The organism is Gemmiger sp. An120, assembly GCF_002160955.1.
GTDB classification, from domain to species: domain Bacteria; phylum Bacillota; class Clostridia; order Oscillospirales; family Ruminococcaceae; genus Gemmiger_A; species Gemmiger_A avium.
This window is the reverse complement of record NZ_NFLN01000002.1, coordinates 264,740-290,278: the sequence shown is the minus strand read 5'-3', so window position 1 is coordinate 290,278 and position 25,539 is coordinate 264,740. Positions and strand designations below refer to the sequence as shown.

The 25,539-nt window shown below is 54.9% G+C and carries 23 protein-coding genes; 11 read left to right on the top strand and 12 right to left on the bottom strand.

The annotated features are described in order from the left end of the window. Window positions 1-59: 59 nt before the first annotated feature. From B5E65_RS03140 to B5E65_RS03125, 4 genes are all read left to right on the top strand, one after another. Window positions 60-1,559 carry an ABC transporter ATP-binding protein gene (locus B5E65_RS03140; RefSeq protein WP_087170319.1) on the top strand — a complete coding sequence of 500 codons (1,500 nt, stop codon included), beginning with the start codon at window positions 60-62 and terminating at the stop codon, window positions 1,557-1,559. Further along, complete coding sequence (locus B5E65_RS03135) at window positions 1,552-2,625, top strand: ABC transporter permease (RefSeq protein ID WP_087170318.1); 1,074 nt, start codon at window positions 1,552-1,554, stop codon at window positions 2,623-2,625. The genes B5E65_RS03140 and B5E65_RS03135 overlap by 8 nt, the downstream gene beginning before the upstream one ends. Then, window positions 2,625-3,572 (top strand): ABC transporter permease, encoded by a 948-nt coding sequence (locus tag B5E65_RS03130; protein ID WP_087170317.1) that lies wholly within the window; start codon window positions 2,625-2,627, stop codon window positions 3,570-3,572. Before B5E65_RS03135 ends, B5E65_RS03130 begins: the two co-directional genes overlap by 1 nt. Window positions 3,573-3,646: 74 nt before the next feature. Beyond that, entirely contained in the window at window positions 3,647-4,969 is a 1,323-nt protein-coding gene (locus B5E65_RS03125) for a pyrimidine-nucleoside phosphorylase (protein WP_087170316.1), read from the top strand. Window positions 4,970-5,057: 88 nt separating this feature from the next. On the opposite strand, the gene htpG is transcribed toward B5E65_RS03125, so the two are convergent. The 7 genes from htpG to B5E65_RS03090 all read right to left on the bottom strand — a co-directional run bounded on the left by htpG (window position 5,058) and on the right by B5E65_RS03090 (window position 12,300). Then, the gene (gene htpG, locus B5E65_RS03120) at window positions 5,058-6,959 is read right to left on the bottom strand and encodes a molecular chaperone HtpG (protein WP_087170315.1); all 1,902 of its coding nucleotides are present in this window, start codon (window positions 6,957-6,959) and stop codon (window positions 5,058-5,060) included. Window positions 6,960-7,151: 192 nt separating this feature from the next. After that, complete coding sequence (locus B5E65_RS03115) at window positions 7,152-7,805, bottom strand: ABC-2 transporter permease (RefSeq protein WP_087170314.1); 654 nt, start codon at window positions 7,803-7,805, stop codon at window positions 7,152-7,154. Further along, window positions 7,802-8,662: an ABC transporter ATP-binding protein gene (locus B5E65_RS03110; protein WP_087170313.1), complete on the bottom strand. Its 861-nt coding sequence runs from the start codon at window positions 8,660-8,662 to the stop codon at window positions 7,802-7,804. Before B5E65_RS03110 ends, B5E65_RS03115 begins: the two co-directional genes overlap by 4 nt. A gap of 6 nt (window positions 8,663-8,668) precedes the next feature. Further along, window positions 8,669-9,043 (bottom strand): GntR family transcriptional regulator, encoded by a 375-nt coding sequence (locus tag B5E65_RS03105; RefSeq protein ID WP_087170312.1) that lies wholly within the window; start codon window positions 9,041-9,043, stop codon window positions 8,669-8,671. Window positions 9,044-9,207: 164 nt separating this feature from the next. Beyond that, window positions 9,208-10,590 carry an aldehyde dehydrogenase gene (locus tag B5E65_RS03100; protein ID WP_087170311.1) on the bottom strand — a complete coding sequence of 461 codons (1,383 nt, stop codon included), beginning with the start codon at window positions 10,588-10,590 and terminating at the stop codon, window positions 9,208-9,210. Further along, the gene (locus B5E65_RS03095; protein ID WP_087170310.1) at window positions 10,590-11,774 is read right to left on the bottom strand and encodes an iron-containing alcohol dehydrogenase; all 1,185 of its coding nucleotides are present in this window, start codon (window positions 11,772-11,774) and stop codon (window positions 10,590-10,592) included. The genes B5E65_RS03100 and B5E65_RS03095 overlap by 1 nt, the downstream gene beginning before the upstream one ends. A gap of 19 nt (window positions 11,775-11,793) precedes the next feature. Then, window positions 11,794-12,300 carry a hypothetical protein gene (locus tag B5E65_RS03090; RefSeq protein WP_087170309.1) on the bottom strand — a complete coding sequence of 169 codons (507 nt, stop codon included), beginning with the start codon at window positions 12,298-12,300 and terminating at the stop codon, window positions 11,794-11,796. A gap of 219 nt (window positions 12,301-12,519) precedes the next feature. On the opposite strand from B5E65_RS03090, the gene B5E65_RS03085 reads away from it, so the two are divergent. After that, complete coding sequence (locus tag B5E65_RS03085) at window positions 12,520-13,887, top strand: D-alanyl-D-alanine carboxypeptidase family protein (protein WP_158098499.1); 1,368 nt, start codon at window positions 12,520-12,522, stop codon at window positions 13,885-13,887. Window positions 13,888-13,921: 34 nt separating this feature from the next. Here the strand turns inward: B5E65_RS03085 and B5E65_RS03080 are convergent, their stop codons facing one another. Continuing rightward, the gene (locus B5E65_RS03080) at window positions 13,922-14,308 is read right to left on the bottom strand and encodes a hypothetical protein (RefSeq protein WP_087170307.1); all 387 of its coding nucleotides are present in this window, start codon (window positions 14,306-14,308) and stop codon (window positions 13,922-13,924) included. Between the two features lie 152 nt (window positions 14,309-14,460). Between B5E65_RS03080 and deoC the strand changes: the two genes are divergently transcribed. After that, on the top strand, window positions 14,461-15,126 hold the full coding sequence (deoC, locus tag B5E65_RS03075) for a deoxyribose-phosphate aldolase (protein WP_206406270.1): 666 nt from the start codon (window positions 14,461-14,463) through the stop codon (window positions 15,124-15,126). A gap of 70 nt (window positions 15,127-15,196) precedes the next feature. On the opposite strand, the gene B5E65_RS03070 is transcribed toward deoC, so the two are convergent. Genes B5E65_RS03070 through B5E65_RS03060 form a run of 3 tightly spaced genes read right to left on the bottom strand, consistent with a single transcriptional unit; the run spans window position 15,197 to window position 17,844 of the window. Further along, window positions 15,197-16,258, bottom strand: a complete 1,062-nt coding sequence (locus B5E65_RS03070; RefSeq protein WP_158098498.1) for a lysylphosphatidylglycerol synthase transmembrane domain-containing protein — start codon at window positions 16,256-16,258, stop codon at window positions 15,197-15,199. Further along, a complete protein-coding gene (locus B5E65_RS03065) occupies window positions 16,248-16,814 on the bottom strand; it encodes a hypothetical protein (protein ID WP_087170304.1) in 567 nt (188 codons plus the stop codon). The genes B5E65_RS03070 and B5E65_RS03065 overlap by 11 nt, the downstream gene beginning before the upstream one ends. A gap of 13 nt (window positions 16,815-16,827) precedes the next feature. Continuing rightward, entirely contained in the window at window positions 16,828-17,844 is a 1,017-nt protein-coding gene (locus B5E65_RS03060; RefSeq protein WP_087170303.1) for a glycosyltransferase family 2 protein, read from the bottom strand. A 420-nt stretch (window positions 17,845-18,264) separates the two neighbouring features. Here B5E65_RS03060 and B5E65_RS03055 point away from each other — a divergent pair, with 420 nt between their 5' ends. The 3 genes from B5E65_RS03055 (at window position 18,265) to B5E65_RS03045 (ending at window position 21,957) form a co-directional block, all read left to right on the top strand. Continuing rightward, window positions 18,265-19,524 carry a diaminopimelate decarboxylase gene (locus B5E65_RS03055; RefSeq protein WP_087170302.1) on the top strand — a complete coding sequence of 420 codons (1,260 nt, stop codon included), beginning with the start codon at window positions 18,265-18,267 and terminating at the stop codon, window positions 19,522-19,524. Between the two features lie 143 nt (window positions 19,525-19,667). Beyond that, window positions 19,668-20,393, top strand: a complete 726-nt coding sequence (locus B5E65_RS03050; protein WP_087170301.1) for an ABC transporter ATP-binding protein — start codon at window positions 19,668-19,670, stop codon at window positions 20,391-20,393. Continuing rightward, on the top strand, window positions 20,350-21,957 hold the full coding sequence (locus B5E65_RS03045; RefSeq protein WP_143402961.1) for a hypothetical protein: 1,608 nt from the start codon (window positions 20,350-20,352) through the stop codon (window positions 21,955-21,957). Before B5E65_RS03050 ends, B5E65_RS03045 begins: the two co-directional genes overlap by 44 nt. Window positions 21,958-22,017: 60 nt before the next feature. Here the strand turns inward: B5E65_RS03045 and B5E65_RS03040 are convergent, their stop codons facing one another. Continuing rightward, a complete protein-coding gene (locus tag B5E65_RS03040; protein WP_087170299.1) occupies window positions 22,018-23,256 on the bottom strand; it encodes a uroporphyrinogen decarboxylase/cobalamine-independent methonine synthase family protein in 1,239 nt (412 codons plus the stop codon). A gap of 86 nt (window positions 23,257-23,342) precedes the next feature. Here B5E65_RS03040 and B5E65_RS03035 point away from each other — a divergent pair, with 86 nt between their 5' ends. Together B5E65_RS03035 and B5E65_RS03030 are read left to right on the top strand one after the other, a co-directional pair. Continuing rightward, window positions 23,343-24,320 carry a helix-turn-helix transcriptional regulator gene (locus B5E65_RS03035; protein ID WP_087170298.1) on the top strand — a complete coding sequence of 326 codons (978 nt, stop codon included), beginning with the start codon at window positions 23,343-23,345 and terminating at the stop codon, window positions 24,318-24,320. Window positions 24,321-24,428: 108 nt separating this feature from the next. After that, window positions 24,429-25,433 (top strand): ABC transporter substrate-binding protein, encoded by a 1,005-nt coding sequence (locus B5E65_RS03030; protein ID WP_087170297.1) that lies wholly within the window; start codon window positions 24,429-24,431, stop codon window positions 25,431-25,433. Window positions 25,434-25,539: the final 106 nt, after the last annotated feature.

The window sequence follows — 25,539 nt, the reverse complement described above, 5'->3', positions numbered from 1 at the left end:
AAGGAGGCATACTTTTGGCGAAGGAACGACACGTTGACCTTGGCACCACGGTCATCGAAATGCGGAATATCACCAAAAAATTCGGCGATTTCGTGGCAAACGACGGGATCAACCTGACGGTGCACAAAGGGGAGGTCCACGCCATTCTGGGCGAAAACGGTGCCGGTAAGAGTACCCTGATGAACCAGCTCTACGGCATGTACCCGCCCACGTCCGGCGAGATTTTTGTCAATGGCAAAAAGGTTGTGCTGGACAACCCCAAAAAGGCTATTGAAGCAGGTATCGGCATGGTCCATCAGCATTTCATGCTGGTACAGCCCTTTACCGTTACCGAGAATATTGTGCTGGGCATGGAGCCCCGCAAGGGCATCAGCCTGGACATGGCAACTGCGCGCAAAAACGTTAAGGCGATTTCGGAAAAATACGGTCTGGAAGTTGACCCGGATGCCCGCATCGAGGATATTTCGGTAGGCATGCAGCAGCGCGTGGAAATCCTGAAAGCGCTGTACCGCGGCGTGGATATCCTGATCCTGGACGAGCCCACTTCCTCGCTGACCCCGCAGGAAATCAAGGAACTGATCGATATCATGCACAGCCTGACGGCGAACGGCAAATCCATCATCCTGATTACGCACAAACTGAAAGAAATCAAGTCTTCTGCGGATTACTGTACGATCATCCGCATGGGCAAATACATTAATACCGTGGACGTGGATGAAGTAACGGAAAACGACTTGGCCAGCATGATGGTGGGCCGAAACGTTACTTTTAGCGTGGACAAGCCGGAAAAAGAGCCGGGCGAACCGGTACTCCAGATTAAAGATCTGCACGCCCTGGATTACCGCAAGCTGGAAGCGCTGCGCGGCTTGAATCTGGAAGTCCGCAGAGGAGAGATCCTGGGCATTGCCGGTATTGACGGAAATGGTCAGACCGAACTGGTGGAATGCATTACGGGCTTGCGGCGCGCAACCGGCGGCTCCATCACAGTCAATGGGGTAGAGGTGGCCAACAAGCCTCCACGTTTTGGCTTTGAAAACGGCGTGTCCAGTATTCCGGCTGACCGGCAGAAGCATGGCCTGGTGCTGGAGTTTTCTGTCGCCGACAATATGATCCTGCAGAATTTTGCTGACGAGCCGTATTCCCACCATGGATTCCTGGATCAGGCGGCTATCCGCAAATTCACGGAAGAGAGCATTGAAAAATTCGACATCCGGCCCCGGGATTGTGCCGTCAAGCCGGCAGGAACCCTTTCCGGCGGCAACCAGCAGAAGGTTATTATCGCCCGCGAGGTAAACAACGACAAAGATCTGCTGATTGCAGTAAACCCCACCCGCGGCCTGGATGTAGGCGCAATTGAATATGTGCACCGCTATATTGTGGAGCAGCGCAATAAGGGCAAAGCCGTGCTTCTGGTCTCCTTTGAATTGGATGAGATTATCAGTCTGTCTGACCGGATTGATGTTATCTACGAAGGACGCATCACGGGCAGTATGCCGGGCAAGGACGCGGATGAGAACGTCCTGGGCCTGCTGATGGCGGGAGGTAAGAAGCATGAGTAAAGTGAAAAAAGCCCTGGAAAGCAAACTCGCCATCACGGTCTTCTCCATACTGATCTCCTTTGTGGTGGGTGCGTTCTTCCTGGCAATCATGGGCATCAGCCCCATTGAGGCGTATGCCAAGCTGTTTTCCAGCATTTTCAGCACACCCAAAAACATGGCGTACTGTGTTGTGTACGGCACCCCGTTGATTTTCACCGGCCTTGCGGTAGCATTCTCTTTCCGTACCGGCGTGTTCAACATCGGTGCTGAGGGCCAGTTTGTTGTTGGCAGTATGGCTGCCTGCGTTGTAGGCATCCTGGTTCCGGCACCGTCCATCATCCTGATCCCGCTCTGCTTCATTGCGGCGGCGGTGGCAGGCTGCCTGTGGGGACTGATTGTAGCATTCCTGAAGGTTAAGTGGGGCATTAACGAAGTGCTTTCCATGATCATGTTCAACTGGATTGCCTACTATTTGTCCAACTATATTGCCGGTTTTTCCATAATTCACAGCGACGGCAACGCGGAAGCTACCAAAAACGTGCAGGACGCAGCCCGCATTCTGTTCCCGGAATCCTGGCGCGACGCCCTTTGCCCGTCCGCGAACTGGGGTATCTTTGTTGCACTGGCAGCTGTGGTTGTGGTCTATGTGATTCTGGAAAAAACCACGCTGGGCTATCAGCTCAAAGCTGTGGGCTTTAACCGTCACGCAGCAGAGTACGGCGGTATCAACGTAAGCCGCAACATCTATACCGCAATGGCGATTTCCGGCGCTCTGGCCGGTATCGGCGGTGCCGTGCAGCTGCTGGGCATGGGTGCCCGTATCAGTATCTTCACCAGCCAGGAAAGCTACGGCTTCCAGGGTATCAGTGTTGCACTGATTGGCGCTTCCAATCCCATTGGCGTATTCTTTGCCGGTATCTTCTACGGCGCTCTGAAATACGGCGGCAGCAAGCTGAACCTGATCGGTGCCCCGTCCGAAGTAATCAACATCATCATGGGTACCGTGGTATTCTTCATCGCCATTTCCCACGTGTTCCGCTTCACCCGTATACGCAAGAGCAAGAAGAAAAAGGAGGGGGCTCAGTAATGGACGCTTTTATCAATGATCTGGGCATCATCCTGTATGCCACGCTGCTGTATACGCCGCCGCTGCTGTTTGCCGCCATGGGCTCCTGCTTCTCGGAGTTGAGCGGTATCGTCAACATCGGCATTGAAGGAATGATGACCATTGGCGCGTTTACCTCTGCCACGGTTGCCTATTATACCGGCAATCCCTGGATCGGTTTCCTGGCGGGTGGCCTTTCCGGCCTGGCCTTTGGTGCACTGCATGCACTGGCAACCGTGAACCTGGGCGCAGACCAGACCATTTCCGGTACGGCAATCAACTTCCTGGCGCCGGGCGTCGCCATTCTGATGGCAAAAGCCTTGTTCAACTCTTCGGATACGGTGCCCCTGGATCCTACCGCCAAGATTCCGCTCCTGTTCAGCGATGTGTTCACCAGCGGAACGGTATGGAGCAATTTCTTCAAAAACATCTTCAATACGTATGCATCCACCTATCTGGTGTTTATCGTCCTGGTCGTAGTGTGGTTTATCTTCTATAAGACCCGTTATGGTCTGCGGCTGCGGGCCTGCGGTGAGCATCCTGCCACCTGTGCCACACTGGGTATCAGCGTGACCCGCACCCGTTTTTCCGCGGTCTGCATTTCCGGCTTTCTGTCCGGTCTGGGCGGTGCCTGCGTAACCATGGCGACCATGAACCAGTTCCGTCCCACCTCTATCGTGGGTCAGGGCTTCATTGCCATTGCGGCGGTTATCTTTGGTAAGTTCCGGCCGCAGGGCGCCATGATTGCCTGCCTGCTGTTTGGCATGTGTTCCGGCTTGAAGGTTGTGGTTGGTACCAGCAACGCTGCTGTGTCGGCACAGCTGATCTCCATGATCCCGTATGTGGTCACTGTTATTGTGCTGATTCTGTTCGTGGGTAAATCCCGCGTTCCGGCCGCTAACGGTAAGCCGTATATCCAGGCTAAATAAGCACATTTTGTCGGATCCCGGCCCCCGGACTCCCTCCGGGGGCCTTATGTTTTTTTGAAGGAGGCTTGGCCTGTATGAGAATGTTCGATGTTATCGCAAAGAAACGCGACGGAGAGACCCTTTCCAAGGAAGAACTTCAATTTGTAATCGACGGATATGTGTCCGGACAGATCCCGGATTATCAAATGAGCGCTTTGCTGATGGCCATCTACCTGCGTGGTATGACCGATCAGGAAACCGCACAGCTTACTGATATCATGGCACATTCCGGCGATATGGTGGATCTGTCCGCCATTCACGGCATCAAGGTGGACAAACACTCTACGGGCGGTGTGGGGGACAAGACCACGCTGGTTATTACACCTATTGTAGCGGCCTGCGGCGTCAAAATTGCTAAAATGAGCGGCCGTGGCTTGGGGCATACCGGCGGCACCGTCGATAAAATGGAATCGGTGCCCGGTACCCGTACCAGCCTGGACCGGCAGGAATTCTTCGATCAGGTAAACCGCATTGGCATCAGCGTAATCGGACAAAGCGGGAACCTGGCACCGGCTGATAAAAAAATCTATGCCCTGCGGGATGTAACGGCCACTATTGGCTGTGTACCGCTGATTGCCAGCAGTATCATGAGCAAAAAGCTGGCGGCTGGTTCCGACTGCATTTTGCTGGATGTAAAAACCGGAAACGGTGCCTTTATGAAAACATTGGATGGCTCGATTCAGCTGGCCCAAGCGATGGTGGCGATTGGTGCCCATAACGGGCGCAAGGTTGCGGCTCTGATTACCGACATGGATACTCCGCTTGGCTATAATATTGGCAACAGCCTGGAAGTGATCGAGTCGGTGGAAGTACTGAAAGGACGTGGTCCGGCCGACCTGACCGAAGTGTGCTATCAGCTGGCCGCCAATATGCTGCTGCTGGCAGGAAAAGGTACTCTGGCGGAGTGCCGCAAGATGGTGGAAGAAGCAGTTGCCAGCGGCGCCGCCTATGAGAAGCTGAAACAGATGTTTGCGGCCCAGGGCGGTGATGTTTCGGTATTGGACGATCCGGACAAGTTTGCCAAAGCTAAGTATAGCCGCGAGATCCGCGCAGACCAGAGCGGCTGGCTGTATGCTACCAACACCGAAATGATCGGCAACGCCAGTGTACTGCTGGGGGCGGGCCGTATCAAGAAAGAAGATACCATTGATTTCGCTGCCGGTATTGTGCTGCACAAAAAGGCAGGGGACCGGGTGGAGAAAGGTGATCTGCTGGCTACCTTCTACGCAGAAGATGAGGGCAAGTTTGCTTCGGCTGAGGAGATGTACCGGGGAGCACTGACCTTCCGGGATGAAAAGCCTGTCCTTCCTGAACTGGTTATGGCACGTGTAACCGAAGAGGGTGTGGAACGGTTCTGAGATGACTGAAAAAGGGAAGCCCTGTGGCATATGCCACAGGGCTTCCCTTTATAATTGTTGCAGTCCAAGCTGGGATTGGCGGAGTAAATTACTTCATCAGCTCGCACACAGCCTGTGCATATGCCACAGGATCTTCAATGGGCAGGCCCTCAATCAGCAAAGCCTGATCAAACAGAAGCTTGGTGTACTTCTCCAGTTTTTCCGTATCGCCGGATTCCTGTGCCGCTTTCAATACGGCGAATACAGGATGCTGTGCGTTGAGTTCCAGCACTTTGTCACTCTTGACACCTTCCGCGCCCGGCTGCTGACGCAGTACCTTTTCCATTTCGATAGACAGCGGGCCTTCGCTGGACAGGCAGACAGGATGGTTCTTCAGACGGGTGCTTACCTTAACGGCCTTTACCTTGTCGCCCAGAGCCTTCTGCATGGCCTCAAACAACTCTTTGCTCTCGGCGCTGGCTTCCTCGGCGGCCTTCTTTTCTTCTTCGCTCTCCAGACCCAGGTCACCGCTGTTTACGTTCTTGAATTCCTTCTCCTTGTAGTTGCGCAGTACCTGCAGGCAGAATTCATCCACATCCTCGGTCAGCAGCAGCAGATCATAGCCCTTTTCCAGTACCAGCTCGGCAGCAGGCAGCTTGGCCAGACGATCCGCGCTTTCACCGGCAGCGAAATAAATGCACTTCTGGTCTTCCGGCATCGCTTCCACATACTCGTCCAGCGTTACCATCTTCTGCTGCTTGGCACTGAAGAAGAGCAGCAGATCCTTCAGCAGTTCACTGTGCATTCCGTAATCTGCGTAGCAGCCGAACTTCAGCTGACGGCCAAAGTTCTTGAAGAATTCCTCGTATTTTTCGCGGTCGTTGTTCTTGAACGCATTCAGCTCGTTCTTGATCTTCTTCTCCAGGCTGTTGCGGATCAGCTTCAGCTGGCTGTCCTTCTGCAGCATCTCACGGCTGATATTCAGGCTCAGATCCTGGCTGTCCACAATGCCCTTTACAAAGCTGAAATGATCAGGCAGCAGATCCGGGCACTTATCCATGATCAGCACACCGGAGGCGTACAGCTGCAGGCCCTTTTCGTATTCGCGGGTGTAGTAGTCAAAGGGAGCGCGCCCCGGGATAAACAGCAGGGCATTGTAGGTGGCGGTACCCTCGGTACGGCTGGTGATTACGCGGGCCGGGTCGGTGTAGTCGAAGAACTTTTCTTTATAGAAGCGGTTGTACTCTTCCTCGGTTACTTCGCTCTTGTTGCGCCGCCACAGAGGAACCATACTGTTCAGGGTTTCCAGCTCGGTGTAGGTCTCGTACTCAGGCTTGTAGTCGTCACCGGCATCAGCGGGCTTCTCCTTGGCGCGGGTCTTTTCCCGGTACATCCGGATCGGGTAACGCACATAATCGCTGTATTTCTTGACGATGTCCACCAGGGTATACTCATCCAGGTACTGGTCGTATTGATCCTGTTCGGTATTCTCTTTGATGACCAGGATAATCTGGGTACCGGCTTCCGCCTTTTCCGTCTGGGTCAGGGTATAGCCCTCAGCGCCCTTGCTCTCCCACATCCAGGCCTCGTCACTGCCAAACGCTTTGCTGATTACGGTTACACGGCTGGCAACCATAAAGGCCGAGTAGAAGCCCACGCCAAACTGACCGATGATATCAATGTCCTCGGCATGGTTTTCCGCCTTGAAATCCAGGCTGCCGCTGCGGGCGATAGTGCCCAGATTCTTTTCCAGTTCTTCCTTGGTCATACCGATGCCGTTATCGGTGATGGTCAGGGTGCGATCCGCCTTGTTTACCGTCAACAGGATCTGAAAATCGTCTTTCGTCAGTTTAACGCTGTTGTCGGTCAGGCTGCGGAAATACAGCTTGTCGATTGCATCGCTGGCGTTGCTGATCAGCTCCCGCAGGAAGATATCCTTGTTGGTGTAGATGCTGTTGATCATCAGGTCCAGCAGCTTTTTGCTTTCCGCCTTGAATTGCTTCATAGCCATCTGAAATACGCCCCTTTTATTTGAAATTCTTTGGAACAAAAATAGATTAGCACTCGATATATTTGAGTGCTAATCTACTATACAACATTTTTAGAGAAATGGCAAGGGACTTTACAAAAAGTTCAGAATTTCCATTTGTAAGGGCTGTGGAGAAGGCTTGTCCATCCGATTGGCGCTCGCCGGCTGAGACAGTCAGAATTCTTTATTTGCGTAGATGCGGCAGCTCAGGGAAAAGCAGATTACAGGGATCAGGATGGCAACTGCCAGTGCGCCCAGTGCCCAGAGCAGGGGAAAGGCGGCAATGGAGGCAAGCACAGCCACAAATCCGGCATCATCCAGCATACCAATTTGCCCGCCCAGGAAGATGATAAGGAAGAATCCGATGAAGATCAGGAAGAACAGGCTTCTAGCCTTTTCCACACCGGCACGAAAGGTCATGGCCAGCAAGATGGAAATCATGTCAATGGCGATCACTCCAACGACCACAGAGGAAACCGCCATATCTGACGCCAGAGTCTCACCGGGATGAAGCAGGCAGACCGCCGCCCCCACAACGCCGGCATAGATGGTGCCGGGCAGAATCCAGGAAATAGCCAGCAAAAATTTGCCGCCCACAATCTGCCGGGATGACACCGGTAAGGTACGGGCATAAAGGTTCCAGCGGCAGCTTTCGTCCAGGGAGAAGCTGCTCAACGTATAGAAGCCCAGCAGCCACGGGGTCATAAACAGGAAAAATGGCATGTTGAGAATCATGCTCAGCGCTGCATACAGCACCAGTACCAACAGCAGATTCTTTTTGTACATTCCCAGCAGACCATACCAGTCTTTCAGAAACAGACCTTTCATTTTGCGTCCCTCCCGGTAAAAAACTGCATGATGGTATCAATATCTGCCTTGCCGAACACGGCGTTCGGCAGCTGCTGACGTACCTGTTCCGGATTGCGCACCAGCGTTTCCCGGCCAAATGCGTGCTCGCGGCTGTGCACAATCCATTCCGCAGGAAGCCGGGCCAGGTCCTGCGCACTGCACTGAATAAGTGCGTAGCTTTCCATCAGCTCGTCTTTATCCTTTTGGAACAGAAGTTGGCCTTCGTGGATATAGGCCACACTGTCGGCAACCTTTTCCAGGTCACTGGTGATATGGCTGCTCAGCAGGATGCTGTGGTCCTCGTCCTGAATGAAATCCAAAAACATATCCAGAATCTCACCGCGCACTACCGGATCCAGACCGCTGGTAGCTTCGTCCAGAATCAGCAGCCGGGGATGGTGCGCCAGCGCGGTAGCCAGACTCAGCTTCATCCGCATTCCACGGCTGAAATCCTTGACCATTTTTCCTTCTGTCAGCTGAAAACGACGGCACAGGCCTTCAAATCGTGAAGAATCCCAGTCCTGCTTGTACATTCCGCGCAAAATCCGCTCGATCTGCCGGGTGGTAAGCGTGGCAGGGAAGTAGGCGTCCTCAAATACAACGCCTACCTGCGATACGGTTGCCGGCCCGGGCTCGCCGCCCAGCAACTGAATTTCCCCCGCATCCCGACGCAGAATTCCCAAAATGCATTTCAAAGTGGTGGTTTTACCGGCGCCATTTTCGCCAATCAATCCCACGATGCTGCCTTTTGGTACCGTTAGATCCAGATTCTGCAAAGAGAAATCCTTCTTGGCAAAGGTCTTGCAGAGACCACGCACCTCAATGGCGTTTTCCATACTACGTCATTCTCCTTCTGTCAACAAAGCCAATGTAGCCCGCACCTCGTCCACAGAAACGCCGCCCGTCCGCGCGGTATCCAGCGCTTGCTGAAGCAATTCCTCAACCCGACGAAGGGTTTCCTCCCGGTGCAGTTCCGGGTTGGGCGCATTCACAAATACGCCTTTTCCCGGCACGGTATACACAAATCCTTCCGCTTCCAGTTCTTCGTATGCCCGCTTGGTGGTAATTACGCTGATGCGCAATTCTTTGGCCAGAAGCCGGATACTGGGCAACGCCTGGCCGGATGCCAGCTCTCCGTTCAAAATTTTCTCCTTGATTTGGCCGGTGATCTGGGCATAAATCGGCAGGCTGCCGGTGTTGCTGATGTAGATCTCCATCAGGCGCCCTCTTTTCCTATAAATTGCAGACTGTACATATCTGCTATATACAGTATATACACGGTATACACAGTTGTCAATAGGTTTGCGGAAAAAGAAAAGCCCGACGGCCATTTCATAAGCGAAATGTACCGTCGGGCTCAGCCTAGCAGACAAATTGTCGTTTACCGCAGGAAAAGGTGGACCATTTTGTCATACAACTTGCTGGTATAAGGGAAATACCGCAGGGGCAGGTCGATCCAGCAGGCCTTGTCCACAATGCTCTTGGTGTGGCTGAAGGTGTCAAAGCTGAATTTGCCATGGTAGCCGCCCATACCGCTGTTGCCCACACCGCCAAAAGGCATTTCGTGGGTGGCCAGATGAATGATGGTATCGTTCACGCAGCCGCCGCCATAACTGCAGCGACGCAGCACCTGTTCACGGGAATGCTTGCTTTTGGTAAACAGATAGAGGGCCAGGGGTTTAGGCCGGGCATTGACAAACGCAATGGCTTCCTCCAGCGTATCGTAGGGGATTACCGGCAGAATCGGCCCAAAGATCTCTTCCTGCATGGGTTTGCAGTGTTCCGGATCACAAGCGTCCACCAGCGTAGGGGCAACCCAGCCGGATACTTCGTCCGCCCGGGTCTGTCCGCCGTACAGCAGTGTTTCATCTGCCAGCAGGCCTTGCAGACGCTCAAAATGCTTGCGGTTGATGATGCGGACGAAATCCGGGTTATGCAGAGGGTCTTCCCCCAGCATCTTTACAAACTGCTTTTTCAGTTCTTCTACCAGCTTGTCTTTTACACTGCGCTGCACCAACAGATAATCCGGTGCCACACAGGTCTGACCTGCGTTCAGCACCTTGCCGAAAGCCAGCCGCCGGGCGGTAAGGGGAATATCCGCTGTCTCGTCCACAATGACCGGGCTTTTGCCGCCCAACTCCAGCGTGACCGGGGTCAGGTGCTGGCTGGCCTTTTCCATTACCAGTTTGCCAACCGTAACGCCACCGGTAAAGAAGATATAGTCAAATTTCTGATCCAACAGCGCGGAGTTCTCTTTCCGGCCGCCCTCTACGACCGCCACCCAACGGGGATCAAAGACAGCGGCAATTAGTTCCGCCATGGCGCGGCTGGTGGCCGGGGCGTAAGCGCTGGGCTTCAGAACTACGCAGTTGCCCGCTGCTATTGCGCCAATGACCGGATCCATGCTCAGCAGGAAGGGGTAATTCCAGGGCGCCATGACCAGAGTAAGGCCGTAGGGTTCTTTCATCATATAGCTGCGGGCAGAGAACTGCGCCAGGGGAGTGGCCGCCCGTTTGGGACGTGCCCACTTTTCCATTTTACGGATCGTGTGGCCCAGTTCATCCAATACCAGACCGATCTCGCACATATAGCTTTCGTAATGGCTTTTGTTCAGATCCTGGCGCATAGCTTCGCATAGAATATCCTCGCGGCGGCGGATTTCTGCCTGCAGGCGAATCAGCGCCTCCTTGCGAAGGGTGACCGGCAATGTGGCGCCGGTGGCAAAATATTCTCTTTGTGCCTGCACAATAGTCTCAATACTCATTACCATACCTCCTGCAGCAGCGCGCGGATATCATTGGCGCCGGCTTCACGGGGATTTACGATGATAGCGCCATCGTTCAGGGCGCGGGCAATCACGGCATCAAAATCGCTTTCCTGTACTTTGCCGGTATCCCGCAGCCGGGCCGGAAGCTTGCAGGTCTGAGCCAGACGGCCGCGCAAACCTTCAATGGCCTGAATAGCGGCCATAGGCCGCTCCGGCGCGGGGGTTGCCGCATAGATTTCAGGACCGGCCAGCGGCAGCAGCAGCTCACCATATCGCTCGGCGCATTTGGGAAGATTGTACCGCATAACCGCCGGAAGCAGAATATTCATCGCTTCTCCGTGCGGTACCCGGCATACACCGCCCAGCGCGTGCCCAATGGCATGAACAAGACCTACCATGCTGTTAGAGAACGCCGCCCCCGCCAGCAGGCTGGCATTGGCCATGCCCTGACGGGCTGCCAGATTGTCTCCATCGTCCACGGCGTCGGTCAGGTGCGCCATAACCAGCCCAATGGCCTTTTCAGCAAAGGCATCGCTGATGGGATTGCGCTGCAGGCAGCTGGCCGCCTCTACCGCATGACAGAGAGTATCCATCCCGGTTGCGGCCGTTACCCGCGGAGGCAGAGTTCGGGTCATCCGCGGGTCAAGCACCGCTACATCCGGCAACAGATGGTAGCTGATGAACTCCATCTTTACCTGCCGGTCCGGGTCGGCAATTACAGCTACCAACGTGGCTTCACTGCCGGTGCCGGCAGTGGTCGGTATTGCCACATAGGGGATATGCTGCCCGCGGGGCAGCGCTTCGCAGCCCATGTTCTGCCGCAGATCCTCGGTTCCCTGAGCCAGGACCATGCCTACCCCTTTGGCCGTATCCAGCACGCTTCCTCCACCCACGGCCACCAGACTGTCGCATCCGCTGCGGCGGAACAGATCTGCTGCCTGGTTCACTACCTGAATAGAGGAGTCAGCGGGCACATCGTAGAATTCGGCAGCGGGGTGGCAGCCGCTGCCCTCCATAGCTGCCTTGACCTGCCCGGCAACGCCGAAGCGCACAAGGCCTGCATCGCTCATCAGCATAGGCGCATGGGCGCCCAAGCCTTCCAGTTCATGTGCAATGTGCTCCAAAGCGCCAGCACCGCTCAGAATTTTGGCGGGCAGCTTGAATTCAAAATATTCCGGCATTTTCCTTCCGCTCCTTTCTTTATTTGCCCAGCAGAACGGCCAGATATACCCGGACAGCCGGGACTTCATGGAAGGGAACCTCTTTTAAAATACGGCGCGCCCAGAAGCGAGGAAACAGATAGCCCTCCGCAATATCCACACAACGCACAAATCCCATAACACTGCTTACATTCCCGCGTAAAACAAAGCGATGCTGTGCGTAAGCCCCCGCAACACCCAAGCGTCCGGTGCACAGGTAAAACGCATCCTGTACACTCTTAAAGCGAATTGCCACGTCCGGATGTACCGGGCCGCCAGCCGGAACAAGCCCTTTGCTTTTGGTGTGGCGAAGCCGCAGGGCAGGGCCTCCCGGCAACTCCATACTGATACAAAACCCTTCCGGCCATTGTGCCATCTCACCGCGCACACGGCTGTCACACCGTTCCAGCCCCCGCAAAGCCCGGGACAGGCAGGTCAGCACCAGCGAACAAACCGCGCGCTGAAAACGCAGTTTTGCACGGTACAAACGCTCTTTCTTCATCGGCATGACGCACCTCCTCTGAAAATGGTTTTAATTTCAAATTAAATAGAATGCACACTATTGTATCACCAAATGGGGGCAATGTCAAAGCCTGTCGAAGGCCTGCTCTGGAAAAAGAATCCGGCGGCAGGGGGCAAATATCCGCTGGTTTTGCACGCTTTCATCTGGTATACTGAAAACACGGCCGGCCTGCATGGCTGGCAACTATCTGGCAGGGAGAGTATCATGAAGCGAGTTTTGGCTTGTTTGGCTGCAATTGTTCTGGCGCTGTGTTTGGTACCGGCGGGATATGCTGTCTGGGAACTTCCGTTTTCGGTGGACTCCCAGGCGGTGTACCTTTTCCATGTAAACACGGGCACCGTTGTGCTGGATGTAAATGGGTCACAGCGGCGCAGTCCTGCCAGTCTGACAAAGATGGTCACCGCGCTTCTGCTGCTGGAGAGCGGCGAAGACCTGGATACGGTGGTAACCATTCCGGAGCATCTGCAGGCAGAATTTGATTTTATTCAATCGGAAAACGGCTCTGATGCCGACCTGAAGATCGGGGAACAGATTACCCTGCGCAATTTGCTGTACGGTATGATGCTGCCCAGCGGCAATGACGCGGCTTCGGTGATCGGCGATTACCTCAGCGGCGGCGATTTGGATGCATTTGCTGTACAGATGACCGAATATGCGGCAGCGTTGGGATGTGAAGATACCCAATTTTCCTGTGCACATGGGCTGGCGGATATAGAGGACGGAAACTGGTCCACCGCCCGGGACATGGCGCTGATCCTACAGGCGGTATCCCGGAACCAGACGCTTTTGGATGTGATGGGAACAGCTGAATGGTGGATGCCCCTTTCCAATATGCACACCGAGCCCAAGACCTACACCGATGAAGAAACGCCGGCCGGTATGGCATACCGGGTACGGAATACCAACAGCATGCTGGTAGAGGACAGCACCGTGTACCGCAGCTATATTGTGGCGGGGAAAAGCGGCTTTACCAACCAGGCAGGCCGCTGTTTTGCCAGCCTTTCCCGCCAAGGGGAGGACAGCTGGATTCTTGTGGTAATGGGTGCGCGCCGGGAGCTGGACGATGGCGTCACCTGCGCAACCCGGGACACGGTGGCAATTCTGGATTGGGCGCTGGAACGTTTTGCGACCGGCCAGGCACCGGAAGAGACCGGGCCTCTGGCTGAGGTTCCGGTACTTTGGAACAGTGAGGCGGATATGGTTGCGGTTTGGCCCGCCCAAACCGTCACCGCCTTGTTGGATAAGGAGCAGCCGACAGAATGGAAACTTACCCTGCCGGAACAGCTGGAAACTCCGCTGGAAGCCGGCCAGACAGTGGGCGAAGCGGCCTTATACATAAACGGCGATCTGGTTGGCACCGTACCACTGGAGGTGCGCGATACGCTTTCCCGCAATTGGTGGCTGCACTTCACGGGTACCCATAGTACCGGGCAGATTGTTTTGCTGGCTGTCGCTGTACTGCTGGCCGTTGCACTTGTTGCTGCCGTTGCCATTTTGCGTCTGCGGCGCAGTATTCGACGGCGCCGCCGCAGAAAAGCAGCCGCGGCTGGCCGCTATCTCTATCGCGGATAAATCAAAAGGCAGCCTGCAGAGGCTGCCTTTTTGCCTAGCGTTTCGCAAACAGCTTTTTCAATAACAGCCGTGTGCGGGAATAGCCGTGCTCCTTGTCGGTTTTCAGATCCTCCAGAAACTCCCATTTCAGGCGGCTCCCATCAAACCAAAGAACTCCGTTTTCCTCTTTGGTAAGATGGCAGGGAAGGGGCGGATCCTTGGCGGCCCAGCTTGGAACTGCTTCCCAGATCAGACCTTCTTCACCGGCATCACGGCCCCGAACTTCCATTACAAGACAGGCAGCCTCCCCGTAACAGTAACGGGAAAATACCGCTGCGCCATCGGTATAAATGGTAAGAAGATCCCGATATTTGCTTACGTATTCCTTTTCATAGCGCCGTGCACAAAATCCTTCCGGAATAAACCGGCTCAAGCTGCTCATACTTCGCCCCCCTGTTTTGTACAGTTCATTTGGGTATATTGTAGCAGAAATCCGACAATTCGCCAACAAAATCCGCAAAAACGCTTGACCGAATGCCGCCGGGGCGGTACGCTATATATACGACCATGAACTGTAAACAAGGAGAATCTGTTATGCTGAATCAGTATATCGACCACACCTACTTGAAACCCTTTGCCAAGAAAGAAGACATCCTGCGTGTATGCAGTGAGGCCCGGCAGTATCAGTTCGCTTCTGTCTGCGTAAACCCCTGCAACGTGGCGCTTGTCCATGAAGCGCTGGCCGGCAGCGGCGTCAAGACCTGTAGTGTGATCGGGTTCCCGTTCGGTACCCACACCACCGCCATCAAGGTGGCCGAAGCGGAAGGCGCACTTGCCGACGGCGCGGATGAGATCGACATGGTCATCAATGTGGGACGCCTTCTGGACGGCGACGAAGCCTATGTACAGGCGGAAGTAGCGGCTCTTGTGGAGGCCTGCCACAGCCGCGGCGCGCTGCTCAAGGTGATTATTGAGACCTGCTATCTGAATGAAGAACAGATTGCTGCCATGTGCCGTATTGTAGAGGATACCGGTGCGGACTTTATCAAGACCAGCACCGGTTATGGCTCCCGCGGCGCTGAGCCCCATGACATTGAGCTGTTCAAGAAGTATCTGAAGAAGCCCGCCAAGATGAAAGCCTCCGGTGGTATCCGCACTACCAAGGATGCCCAGATGTACGTGGATATGGGCTGCGCCCGCCTGGGTACCAGCAACGGTGTGCAGATCATGGAAGGCGCACAGGGCGGCGAAGCGTATTGATTTTCAAAACTGCCTGTAAAGCAAAGAGCCTGCCGGGAAACGGCAGGCTCTTTGCTTTTTACAAATTTTGTCATGCATGCTTTTGATGCTTTTTTTCGGACAGTTTCGCAGCCAGCGGGGCAGCCCGGCGCAGCATGAGCTGGCTGATGCCCAGCGCCACGGCGCTGACGAGCAAAACCAAATAAAAGCTGACACCCCGGTTGATACACAGCGAGGCAGCCAGATATTGCCCGGGAAAGACAGCGGCAAATACAGTGGAATACACAAGCTCATTCGCTCCCACCGAACCGGGAAGCGGCAGCATGTCCACCGCGATGTAGACCGAAGCCTGCAGAACCAGTACGGTCAGCAGGTCTGACCCACGCAGACCGAGGCCGCAATAAATGAACCAGGTCAGAATAAACAAGGTGCCGCGCTGCAGAAATGTCATCCCCACGGCGGTCAAAATACAGCCGGGATGGCCGCGAAAATACCGCACTACATTTTGGTATTCCGCCACGGTGCCCATCAGCTTTTCATGACGGGCGGGAGAGGGCTTGAGCAGGTGTAGCTTTTCCAGAAGATGTTCCAGTCCGCTCACAATCCGGCGCGAGCAGCCGGGGCTTACCATAACAAACACCAGAAAGCCCACCAGCAATATGTTCAGTCCGAGCCCCAGGTAATATAGCCAGAGCAGGCCGCCGAATGCGCCGCGCAGGATATTTCCGGCGGCGGCAATCAGGGCAAGGCCCAGCACAACCAGCACAAATTTGTAGAGTACGGCCACTACCATAAGAACCGGTGTGCTGTCGGCAATGCGGACGCCTTCCCGCTTCATATAGTATATCTGCGCCGGCTGGCCGCCGGTAGCAGAAGGGGTGATGGCCGAAAAGAAGAACCCGACAAATGACCAACGGATGCACTGGGGCGGGTGTACCGGGATATTCAGTGCGCGCAGCAGATACCAGATAATCATGCCCTCGCCCGCGACAAACAGCAGCGCGGCCAGAATACCAGGTGCCAGCCATGTCAGCTTCACCGCGGCAATAGCCGCCAGCACCGCCCGCATATCGTTGGATTTGAGCAACACAAAGGTGGTGGCGGCGATCAAAACTATCAGAAACAGAACGCTGCCCCAATATTTACGCTTCATAGACACGCCTCTTTTCATATAGCAGCGGCTGGCGGCCAATATATCCCGCCAATGAGCCTTCATATACCAGTCGTGTTCCGGGCAGCTCGTAGAAATCGCGGGGGGTTACCAGGGAAAAATGCTTGCTGAATAAATGCATGCCGTTTTTGCTCAGTACACGGGCCAAAAACGAACTGCAGGTAAAATGGTTTTTTTGGTAAAAGGGCCGCCCCATCAGAATAAACGGAAGCCCCAGGACACAATAGTGAAAATGAAAACGGCGCTGCCAGCACCGGCGCAGTTCCCGGCGCAAACGATCCTTGAATTCAGCCGAACAGGGATAGCTGACCACCCGATAGCTGGCCGTAGGAAAGACCTGCAGAATGCGGTGTGCGTCTTCCTGCACAAAGCCGGCAATAACCGGCACCGAGGGGACGCGCCGTCCCACGCTGTAGGTTTCGTGAAGATCCGGGTCGAAAGCCAGCGCCACGTGGCAGTATTCAATGCCGGTTACCTGCCGTATGATGCTGGCGAACAGGCCCGGTGTGCTCACAAGCACAAAATACAGGTTTTCCATACAGGGTTCCTCCTCATTGGAACTGCACTACGCGGCGCGCCAGACGGTAACCAGTCAGGGTAAGCCACCGGCCAAAGCTTCCCGGCAGATAGGTAAAGCCGCTCAGACAATGGTAGCGCAGCTTTTTGTACAAGGTTGGATCCAACCGGTCCATATATTCCCACAGTTCCCGGCGCTTTTCCAGTGCCTCCGGTGTGCCGATCAGAAGCAGGTGAATTGAGGAAATCGAGGTCATGATGGAAACATTGCGGGTCATGTAGCGCGCCAGTTTGGGACTGCGTACCGTTTTCAGATCCACACTTTCGGCCACCAGCTTGTTCACCTTGATCTGCTGGTCAATCCGGCGCATCAGCACACTTTCATTTACCGACTGGTCGTCCCGTCCCAGAAAATAGTGATACAGGTCCATATCCAGATAGCAGATGGTTTCCACCAGAGGGAGCGGCTTGTACGCAAAGAGGTTGTCCACATAAAAGGTATGGACAGGCAGGCGCACGCCGCTGTCGCGCAGTAGCTGGGTACGGAAAATCAGTGCATGCATGATCAGGTATTGGGACGGCCCGAACCGGCCCGTATCTTCCCAGCCGCAGATCTTGCCGGCAGGGAAAATATTCCGGTAGCCCATGGAGCTTTGCTTGCCCTCATGCAGATGATCGTATACATAGTTGCATACCACCATATCTACGCGGGTCTCGGCGTGGTGCCATGCTTCCAACTGATCCAGAAGCCGCTCCAGGCTTCCGGTATCCAGCCAGTCGTCCGAGTCGACCACCTTATAATATAATCCCGTCGCATTGTCCAGCCCGGCGTTCACACCGGCCCCATGTCCCTGGTTGGGTTGGTGGATTACCTTAACAATATCCGGATGCTCTTCCGCATACCGATCGGCAATGGCACCGGTATTATCCGTGGAACCATCGTCCACCAGAATGATCTCAACCCGGTCACCGCCGGTGAGCAATGTATCCACACAGCGGGCCATGTAGTCCTGTGAATTGTAGCAGGGCACCGCAAAGGTCAGTAATTTCATACTTATGCCTCCTGTCAGCACGTTTCGCGCGGTCCGGCTGCGAACGTGTCTTGCCGGCTTTTTTCGTACAGTCTTATATACGACAAAGCAAAGGATTTGTTTTCAGCACTTTCAAAAGATTTACAAACGCTTTTCCCGCTTTTAACCTGAAAATCTTTGTAAACCCCATTTTGAACCCAATTTCTTGTGCAACAAGTACAACTTGTACTATATTTTTGCCGGATTTTTTCTACGGGGCTGTTTTGTCATTCCGTTATGGTTAAAAGTACGGGAGCAGCAAATGGCTTTCCGTTTTGCAAATGAAAAAAGATACAGATTTTTTTGCATTTTCCATTGCCCCCCGCCGTTTTTTGCCCTATAATACAAACTATCGGGAAAGTTTGAACGCCCGGAATTGAGGGCAAGAAAGGGAAGATCCGTATGGAAAAGAAACCGTTTATCACGCTGGAGCAGGCGCAGCGCATTATTGCTGACGTACCGACTCCGTTTCATATTTATGACGAAAAGGGCATCCGGGAAAATGCCCGCCTGCTGAACAAAGCGTTTGCCTGGAATAAGGGATACAAGGAATACTTTGCCGTTAAGGCGACTCCCAATCCCTATATTCTGAAAATTCTGCAGGAAGAAGGCTGTGGGGTTGACTGCTCGTCCTACACCGAGCTGATGCTGGCGGAAGCCTGCGGCTTTTCCGGGCAGGACACCATGTTTTCCTCCAATGTAACCCCTGTGGAGGACATGCAGCTTGCCGCCCGCCTGGGTGCCTATATCAATCTGGACGACTACACCCATGTGGAGTTTCTGGAGCGGGTGGCCGGTATTCCGGAAACGATCTGCTGCCGGTATAATCCGGGCGGTGTATTCTCCATGGGCAACGATATTATGGACAACCCCGGCGAGGCCAAATACGGCATGACCGAGCAGCAGATGGTGGATGCCTATAAAAAGCTGATGGCCAAGGGGGCCCGGCATTTCGGTATCCATGCATTCCTGGCCAGCAATACGGTCAGCAATGAGTATTACCCGACTTTGGCCGGCATCCTGTTTGAACTGGCAGTTCGTTTGAAAGAAGCCACCGGGGCGCACATCAGCTTTATCAACCTGTCCGGTGGTGTAGGGGTGGACTATCGTCCGGAACAGCCCGCCAACGATATCATGGTTATCGGAGAGGGTGTGCGCCGGAAGTTTGAAGAGATTCTGGTTCCCGCTGGTATGGGTGATGTAGCAATCTTCACCGAGCTGGGCCGGTTCATGCTGGCGCCTTACGGGCACCTGGTAAGCACTGTGCTGCATGAAAAACACACCTACAAAGATTACATTGGTCTGGATGCCTGTGCTGCTAACCTGATGCGTCCTGCCATGTATGGTTCCTATCATCACATTACGGTCCTCGGCAAGGAAAACGCGCCCTGTGACCATCGATATGATGTAACCGGCGGCCTGTGCGAGAACAATGATAAGTTTGCCATTGACCGCATGCTGCCAGAAATCCAGATCGGTGACATTCTGGTGCTGCACGATACCGGGGCACATGGATTCTCTATGGGATACAACTATAACGGCAAGCTGCGCAGCGCTGAAGTGCTGCTGCGGGAGGATGGTTCCCACAAGCTGATCCGCCGCGCCGAAACGCCGGAAGATTATTTTGCAACCTTTGACTTTACGCCGTTCTTTAAAAAATGAGCAAAACGGGCAGACTGCGGAATACGGTCTGCCCGTTTTAATTTGCAGAAAAGTATTGACATTCCCCCGGGTGGAAGGTGTAAAATAGGGCAAGAAAGTCAGCCCGTTCCCGGACAGGGCGGCCGGTCAGGAGGAAACAAGCGATGCTTTCGATTGAACACTTTTCCAAAACCTATCCCGGCGGCAAACGTGCCGTAGACGATCTGAATCTGGTCGTTCATGCGGGGGAGATTTGCGGCTTTATCGGGCATAACGGTGCGGGTAAAACCACGACCCTGCGTGCGGTGGCCGGTGTGATGTCCTACACAGAGGGAACCATCCGGGTGGACGGGAAAGACCTGCATACCGATCCGGTGGGCGCCAAGAAGGTTATGGCCTTTCTGCCGGATAATCCGGATCTCTACGACTATATGAAGGGAATCGACTATCTGAACTTTATCGCGGATCTGTACGATATTCCAGGGGACGACCGCACCCGGCGGATTGCCCGGTATGGCGATGATTTTCAGCTTACGGAGGCACTGGGCAGCCCCATCGGAAGTTATTCGCATGGCATGAAACAAAAACTGGCCCTGATCAGCGCCTTGATTCGCAAGCCAAAACTGCTGATTCTGGATGAGCCGTTTGTAGGTCTGGATCCACAGGCATCCCATCTTCTCAAGGGATACCTGGCCCAGCTGTGCGCCCAGGGCGGAGCGGTGTTTTTCTCCACCCACGTGCTGGAGGTAGCGCAGAAGCTTTGCCACAAGGTGGCTATCATCCAAGAGGGCAAACTGATCCGGTACGGTACCATGGAAGAGGTCGTGGCCGGGGAATCCCTGGAGGATGTTTTCCTGCGCCAGACAGCGGGAGGTGCCGACCATGCGTAAATTCGGCGCGCTCCTCAAGGTCAGCTTCTGGGGGATGCTGTACGCCATGAATCTGGCGGGCGGAAACCGAAAACGCCGCATCTCCGGCGCTGGTGTTCTGGCGCTGGCGGGTGGTCTGATGCTGATGCTTTCCGCTACCTACAGCTTCAGTTTCTCCACTATGCTGGCACAGCAGGGAATGGTGGATATGCTGCCGATGCTTATGTCGCTGCTGGCGGTTATTCTGTGCGCGGCATTCAGCCTGTTCGGGGCGCAGGGGATCCTGTTCAGTACGCGGGATATGGATCTGGCCCTCTCCTGGCCGGTCTCGCCGCTGCAACTGGTTCTGTCCCGCGTGTTGGCGCTATATCTGGAAAACCTGTTCCTTCTGGGGGTCTGGATGCTGCCCGTGTGGCTGGCGTGGATGCTGCAGGGCGGCTGCACACCGGCTGCCTTTATTGCCCTACCGATCAGTGTCCTGCTGCTGGCGTTTCTCCCTTGCGTTTTGGCTATGGCTGCCGGTTTTGTGCTGGCCCTCATCTCCGCCCGCTTCAGTCACAAGGCGCTGATCAACAATCTGCTGTATCTGTTGTTGCTGGCGGGCATTTTTGCCGGATCGTTTTCCCTGCAGGGACAGATGTTCCAGATGCAAAGCGCCTTCTTTACATCCTGGCCTATGCGGCCTTTCCTTTGGTTTACCGAAGCTTTGAAATTGCAGGATGCTTCTCTGGCGGCGCTGGCAGCGGTATGCGTCCTTCCGTTCCTGCTGATTGCCTGGCTGATCAGCCGGCAGTATGCGGCAATCTTAACCTTGTTGGCCAGTCACCGCGCCCGTTTTGATTACAGACTGACCCGCCAGCATTCCAGTGGACATATGCGGGCGCTGATCGGCCGGGAATTTCGGCGTTACTTTGGTATCAGCATCTATCTGTTCAATACCGGCATTGGTTTGCTGCTGCTTGCAATAGGCGCAGTTGCCGCCGTACTGCAAAAAGACCAGCTTCAGCTCTTAATGGCCCAGTTGGGTTCCGAATCCATGCCTATGACGGCCGTTTTGGCATTGACGGTTGGTTTTATTCTGGCGATGACGCAGCCCACCAGTTGCTCGATCAGTCTGGAGGGAGAGCAACTCTGGATCCTGAAAAGTGCACCCCTGCGTCCCTGGGAGCTGTTTGGAAGTAAAATTGGAATGCAGCTTATTCTTGTGCTTCCGTTCCTTGTAGTCTGCGTCCCTGTTATGGGGTGGGCGCTGGGTGTTACAACGGCGCAGGCAGTGGCTTTGCTGGTGGCCGCTGTGGCAATGGCATTCTGCGTAGCCCCTATGGGCCTTGTGGTGAATCTGCATCTCCCCAAGCTGGATGCACCGAATCCCACTGTAGTGGTCAAGCAATCTGCCGCTACGCTTGTGGGGCTGCTGGCAGGATTTGCGTTGATGCTGCCCGGCGCACTGCTGTTCAAGCTGATTCCGCAGGTATGGAATGGCTGCGGTTGGCTTGCTGCTGCCGCAGCGCTGTACCTGACCGTTGGCATCCTGCTCTGGCGTTTTTTGCTTACCCGGGGCGCTGCGATGCTGGAAGAACTGTAATTATATAAACAAAGCGCCGGGCTGCGTTGCGTAAAACGCGGCCCGGCGCTTAACTTTTTATTAGCCCTGCCAGTGAGTCTCAATCTCTTCCCGGAGCAGCTGCACGTAACGCCGCACACGGGCCGGATCTTTCTGTACGGTATACACGTCGCGCTGGGTAAACTCCAGCGTGCAGCCGCGGGCGGCCTGCAGGGTGTGATCAAAATGCTCACGGATGGCCGCTTCGTCCAGCGTGCCGGTCAGACCCAGGAAATTGGGGCTGGGTTTGCGGTGGAAAACGGTCTTGCGTCCGCGAAGCTGTTCACCCATAAACACCTCGTCGCACCAGGGCGAAATGCTCACTTTGCGCAGATTGGTCAGGGTGGATACATCATCCCACACAGCACTGACCGGTTCACAGCAGCCATAGGACAGCAGACCGAATGCGTCAGCCACCTTTTTGTAGCTGGGGAAGATCAGTTCGTGGAACATCTGCGGGGAAACACTGACGGTTTCCTGCGAATCCATAAAGCCCCATATTTCCTTTACACTTGCAGGACGGGTGGAGGGCAGTTCCTCCGTAAAGCAAAGGCTTCCCTGACGGAGCAGCTCAAATCCTGTAGTGGGGTAGAGGCAGTCGTTCTCAGCCAGATAGGCAAAGAAGCGCAGATAGTCTTCCGCCAGACGATCCATCATGGCAGCGAAGCGCTCCGGATCATCCATCATGGCAATGTACATATTTTCCATGCCCATCAGGTGCACAATCTGCTGCGTAAGCACAACCGGCGGGCTGCTCATGATCATTTTGACCGGCAGAATATCGCCAAATGCTTCCTGCGCCAGCTCCATATGGCGGCGGGTCGCTTCCTTGTCTACGCCAAAATCCGAGGGGCGCAGCTTGTCTTCATCCTGCTCCAGCTCCTCAATGACCGGCACAAAACAATGGCCCAGGCGGTTCCCGTTGGCGTCTTCCGCCGTTTCGGTACGAACATCCCAGCCAAACGGACGGAACCACTGCTCCCATTCCACACCAAAATAATCCGGAACCACCCAGTCATCGTCGAATTCCGTCAGGTTGATGGTTTTCTGCAGCAGTTCGGTCTCCAGCCGGCGGGCATCCGGCGATTCACACTCCAGCCGCGCGGGGATCAGTTCATCCGCAAAGGTATCCAGCTCGATATGGATCATGGGACGGGTACCCCGAAAGGCGTTGTGCCGTTTCCACAGGGCAATACGCGCCTGGTTGACCGGGCTGTTGTGGATTTCCAGCTGCTGTTGCGCCAGTTTCCGAAGCCGGTCGCGATCATGAGAAGAAAACATGGTGTGCCTCCTTGTTATCGTGAGCGTCAAAATTAGGTTCCTTGAGCTTCCGGCTTGTATCCTATCACGGACAGTGCCTGGGGAGAATGAAGAATCTTGCCGATTCCATACAAAAAATTGCTCTTTGTTTGGCGGCATACAGCCCTGTTTTCTTTCGGATTTGGTTTTGCTCATGCGTGGGATTGTTTACGGCAGTACAGCATGATACAATTCAGGTATCACGTTCTTGTAAGGAGGAAACCGTTGTGGATTCGTTTGAGCAGACCCACATATCCACCGCTGTACCGCCCTTGCCGGAAGCTGAATTGTCTTCCCGGCCGGTGCGGCTTGCGGTAGCGGGCTTTTATCGTCAGATGAACCAGCATCTGGTGCGCAACCGGCAACTGAATGAGTGGATATTGCTGCTGTGCACCGATGGGCGCGGATGGGCAGCCCGGGGGGAGGAAGCGGCTTTTCCGGTCGAACGCGGCCAGATGGTACTGCTGAGCCCGGATCAGCCACACAGCTACGGCAACAGGGAAGGGGAAACCTGGTCGCTGCTCTGGCTTCACTGTACGGGAGCAGGCGTTCCTGCGCTGGCAGGGCGGGCGGCGCAATCCGGTGCGTTCCCGGCACCGCCGCAGGCGTTTGAACTGATGCGGCAGATTCTGGACGAAGTACGGGCCGGGCAGCAAACTACCCGTGTCCTGTATGCCGAATCCATGCTTACCCGCCTGCTTGCCCTGATCGGGCACCTGCCTGACCATGCGGTTCCGCCTGCCGTGCTGCAGGCGCAGCAATTGCTTGAGGATTTGGCGCATCCGTTGGATCTGGACTCTCTGGCACGGGCAACGGGTATGTCCAAATACTACCTACTCCATCAGTATCGTCGCTTTACCGGAGAAACCCCTATGGAATACCGCAGCCGGCTGCGTCTGGCAAAAGCCTGTGATCTGCTGGCGGACCCGCAAAAAACGTTGGCGGCTATCAGTGAAGAATTAGGATACAGCAGTCCGTATCATCTGTCCTCTGCATTCAAAGCCCGGTATGGAATTTCTCCGTCAGCTTACCGCAGGCTGCTGTGATAGAAACAGGAATTGACCCTTGCATTCTGCAAAACAATGTGCTATACTTTGGTACATTAAATCAACGATGCGCTAAAGAGCGCGTCGTTACGGGGAGGAAATACGCAGATGAAAAAGGGTTTGGCTATTCTGGTCGGGGGCTGTATGCTGGCCCTCAGCCTGACGGGTTGCGGCGGTTCCGGTTCTTCCGCCGCGGGGGGCTCGTCCGGTTCTGTCGCCACCGGTTCCGATGGTGCTAAGGTGTTTCAGGTGGGCGTGCTGCAGCAGATGGAGCACGAAGCGCTGGATGCCGCCACACAGGGATTCCAGGACGCTTTGACGGAGGCGCTGGGCGACCAGGTGGAGATCACCGTCCAGAATGCGCAGAACGATTCCAATACCTGCACAACGATCGCAACCAGCTTTGTTTCCAGCGGGGTGGATCTGATTATGGCCAATGCCACCAACGCCTTGCAGGCAGCGGCGGCCGCTACCGATACGATTCCCATTCTGGGCACCTCGATCACGGAGTACGGCGTGGCTCTGAGCCTGTCTGACTTTAACGGCACGGTGGGCGGAAATATTTCCGGCACTTCCGATCTGGCGCCTCTGGATCAGCAGGCTGCCATGCTGCAGGAATGGTTCCCGGATGCCGAAAAGGTGGGCTTGCTGTACTGCTCCGGCGAACCCAACTCCCAGTACCAGGTGGATGTTGTCAAAGCTGAGCTGGAAGAGATGGGCTACACCTGCACGCTGTATCCTTTCTCGGATTCCAACGACCTGGCCACCATCACCACCAGCGCGGCGGCGGAAAGTGACGTAATCTACGTTCCCACTGACAACACCGTGGCGTCCAATAGGGGTATTGTGGACGGCATCTGCCGGCCTGCCAAGGTTCCGGTGATCGCAGGTGAAGAGGGCATCTGCGCTGGCTGCGGCGTGGCGACCCTGTCCATCAGTTACTATGATATCGGCTACAAGACCGGCGAAATGGCAGCCCAGATTCTGACGGGCGAGGCGGATATCGCCACAATGCCGATTGAGTACGCACCTCAGTTTACCAAGAAATATAACGCTGCGATCTGCGAGGAGCTGGGTCTTACCGCTCCGGAAGGCTACGAGGCCATTGGCTGACCAACAAAACTATGCATGAACGGAACAGCGGGAGAGAGCTCAGCTTTTCCCGCTGTTCTGTCCGCATACAGAATGTACATGCAACGGGGGAACGATCGTGAGCTTT

Coding starts and splice junctions, on each gene's coding strand:
- B5E65_RS03140 (WP_087170319.1), top strand. CDS start 60: ATGCGGAATATCACCAAAAAATTCGGCGATTTCGTGGCAAACGACGGG.
- B5E65_RS03135 (WP_087170318.1), top strand. CDS start 1,552: ATGAGTAAAGTGAAAAAAGCCCTGGAAAGCAAACTCGCCATCACGGTC.
- B5E65_RS03130 (WP_087170317.1), top strand. CDS start 2,625: ATGGACGCTTTTATCAATGATCTGGGCATCATCCTGTATGCCACGCTG.
- B5E65_RS03125 (WP_087170316.1), top strand. CDS start 3,647: ATGAGAATGTTCGATGTTATCGCAAAGAAACGCGACGGAGAGACCCTT.
- htpG (WP_087170315.1), bottom strand. CDS start 6,959: ATGGCTATGAAGCAATTCAAGGCGGAAAGCAAAAAGCTGCTGGACCTG.
- B5E65_RS03115 (WP_087170314.1), bottom strand. CDS start 7,805: ATGAAAGGTCTGTTTCTGAAAGACTGGTATGGTCTGCTGGGAATGTAC.
- B5E65_RS03110 (WP_087170313.1), bottom strand. CDS start 8,662: ATGGAAAACGCCATTGAGGTGCGTGGTCTCTGCAAGACCTTTGCCAAG.
- B5E65_RS03105 (WP_087170312.1), bottom strand. CDS start 9,043: ATGGAGATCTACATCAGCAACACCGGCAGCCTGCCGATTTATGCCCAG.
- B5E65_RS03100 (WP_087170311.1), bottom strand. CDS start 10,590: ATGAGTATTGAGACTATTGTGCAGGCACAAAGAGAATATTTTGCCACC.
- B5E65_RS03095 (WP_087170310.1), bottom strand. CDS start 11,774: ATGCCGGAATATTTTGAATTCAAGCTGCCCGCCAAAATTCTGAGCGGT.
- B5E65_RS03090 (WP_087170309.1), bottom strand. CDS start 12,300: ATGCCGATGAAGAAAGAGCGTTTGTACCGTGCAAAACTGCGTTTTCAG.
- B5E65_RS03085 (WP_158098499.1), top strand. CDS start 12,520: ATGAAGCGAGTTTTGGCTTGTTTGGCTGCAATTGTTCTGGCGCTGTGT.
- B5E65_RS03080 (WP_087170307.1), bottom strand. CDS start 14,308: ATGAGCAGCTTGAGCCGGTTTATTCCGGAAGGATTTTGTGCACGGCGC.
- deoC (WP_206406270.1), top strand. CDS start 14,461: ATGCTGAATCAGTATATCGACCACACCTACTTGAAACCCTTTGCCAAG.
- B5E65_RS03070 (WP_158098498.1), bottom strand. CDS start 16,258: ATGAAGCGTAAATATTGGGGCAGCGTTCTGTTTCTGATAGTTTTGATC.
- B5E65_RS03065 (WP_087170304.1), bottom strand. CDS start 16,814: ATGGAAAACCTGTATTTTGTGCTTGTGAGCACACCGGGCCTGTTCGCC.
- B5E65_RS03060 (WP_087170303.1), bottom strand. CDS start 17,844: ATGAAATTACTGACCTTTGCGGTGCCCTGCTACAATTCACAGGACTAC.
- B5E65_RS03055 (WP_087170302.1), top strand. CDS start 18,265: ATGGAAAAGAAACCGTTTATCACGCTGGAGCAGGCGCAGCGCATTATT.
- B5E65_RS03050 (WP_087170301.1), top strand. CDS start 19,668: ATGCTTTCGATTGAACACTTTTCCAAAACCTATCCCGGCGGCAAACGT.
- B5E65_RS03045 (WP_143402961.1), top strand. CDS start 20,350: ATGTTTTCCTGCGCCAGACAGCGGGAGGTGCCGACCATGCGTAAATTC.
- B5E65_RS03040 (WP_087170299.1), bottom strand. CDS start 23,256: ATGTTTTCTTCTCATGATCGCGACCGGCTTCGGAAACTGGCGCAACAG.
- B5E65_RS03035 (WP_087170298.1), top strand. CDS start 23,343: ATGAAGAATCTTGCCGATTCCATACAAAAAATTGCTCTTTGTTTGGCG.
- B5E65_RS03030 (WP_087170297.1), top strand. CDS start 24,429: ATGAAAAAGGGTTTGGCTATTCTGGTCGGGGGCTGTATGCTGGCCCTC.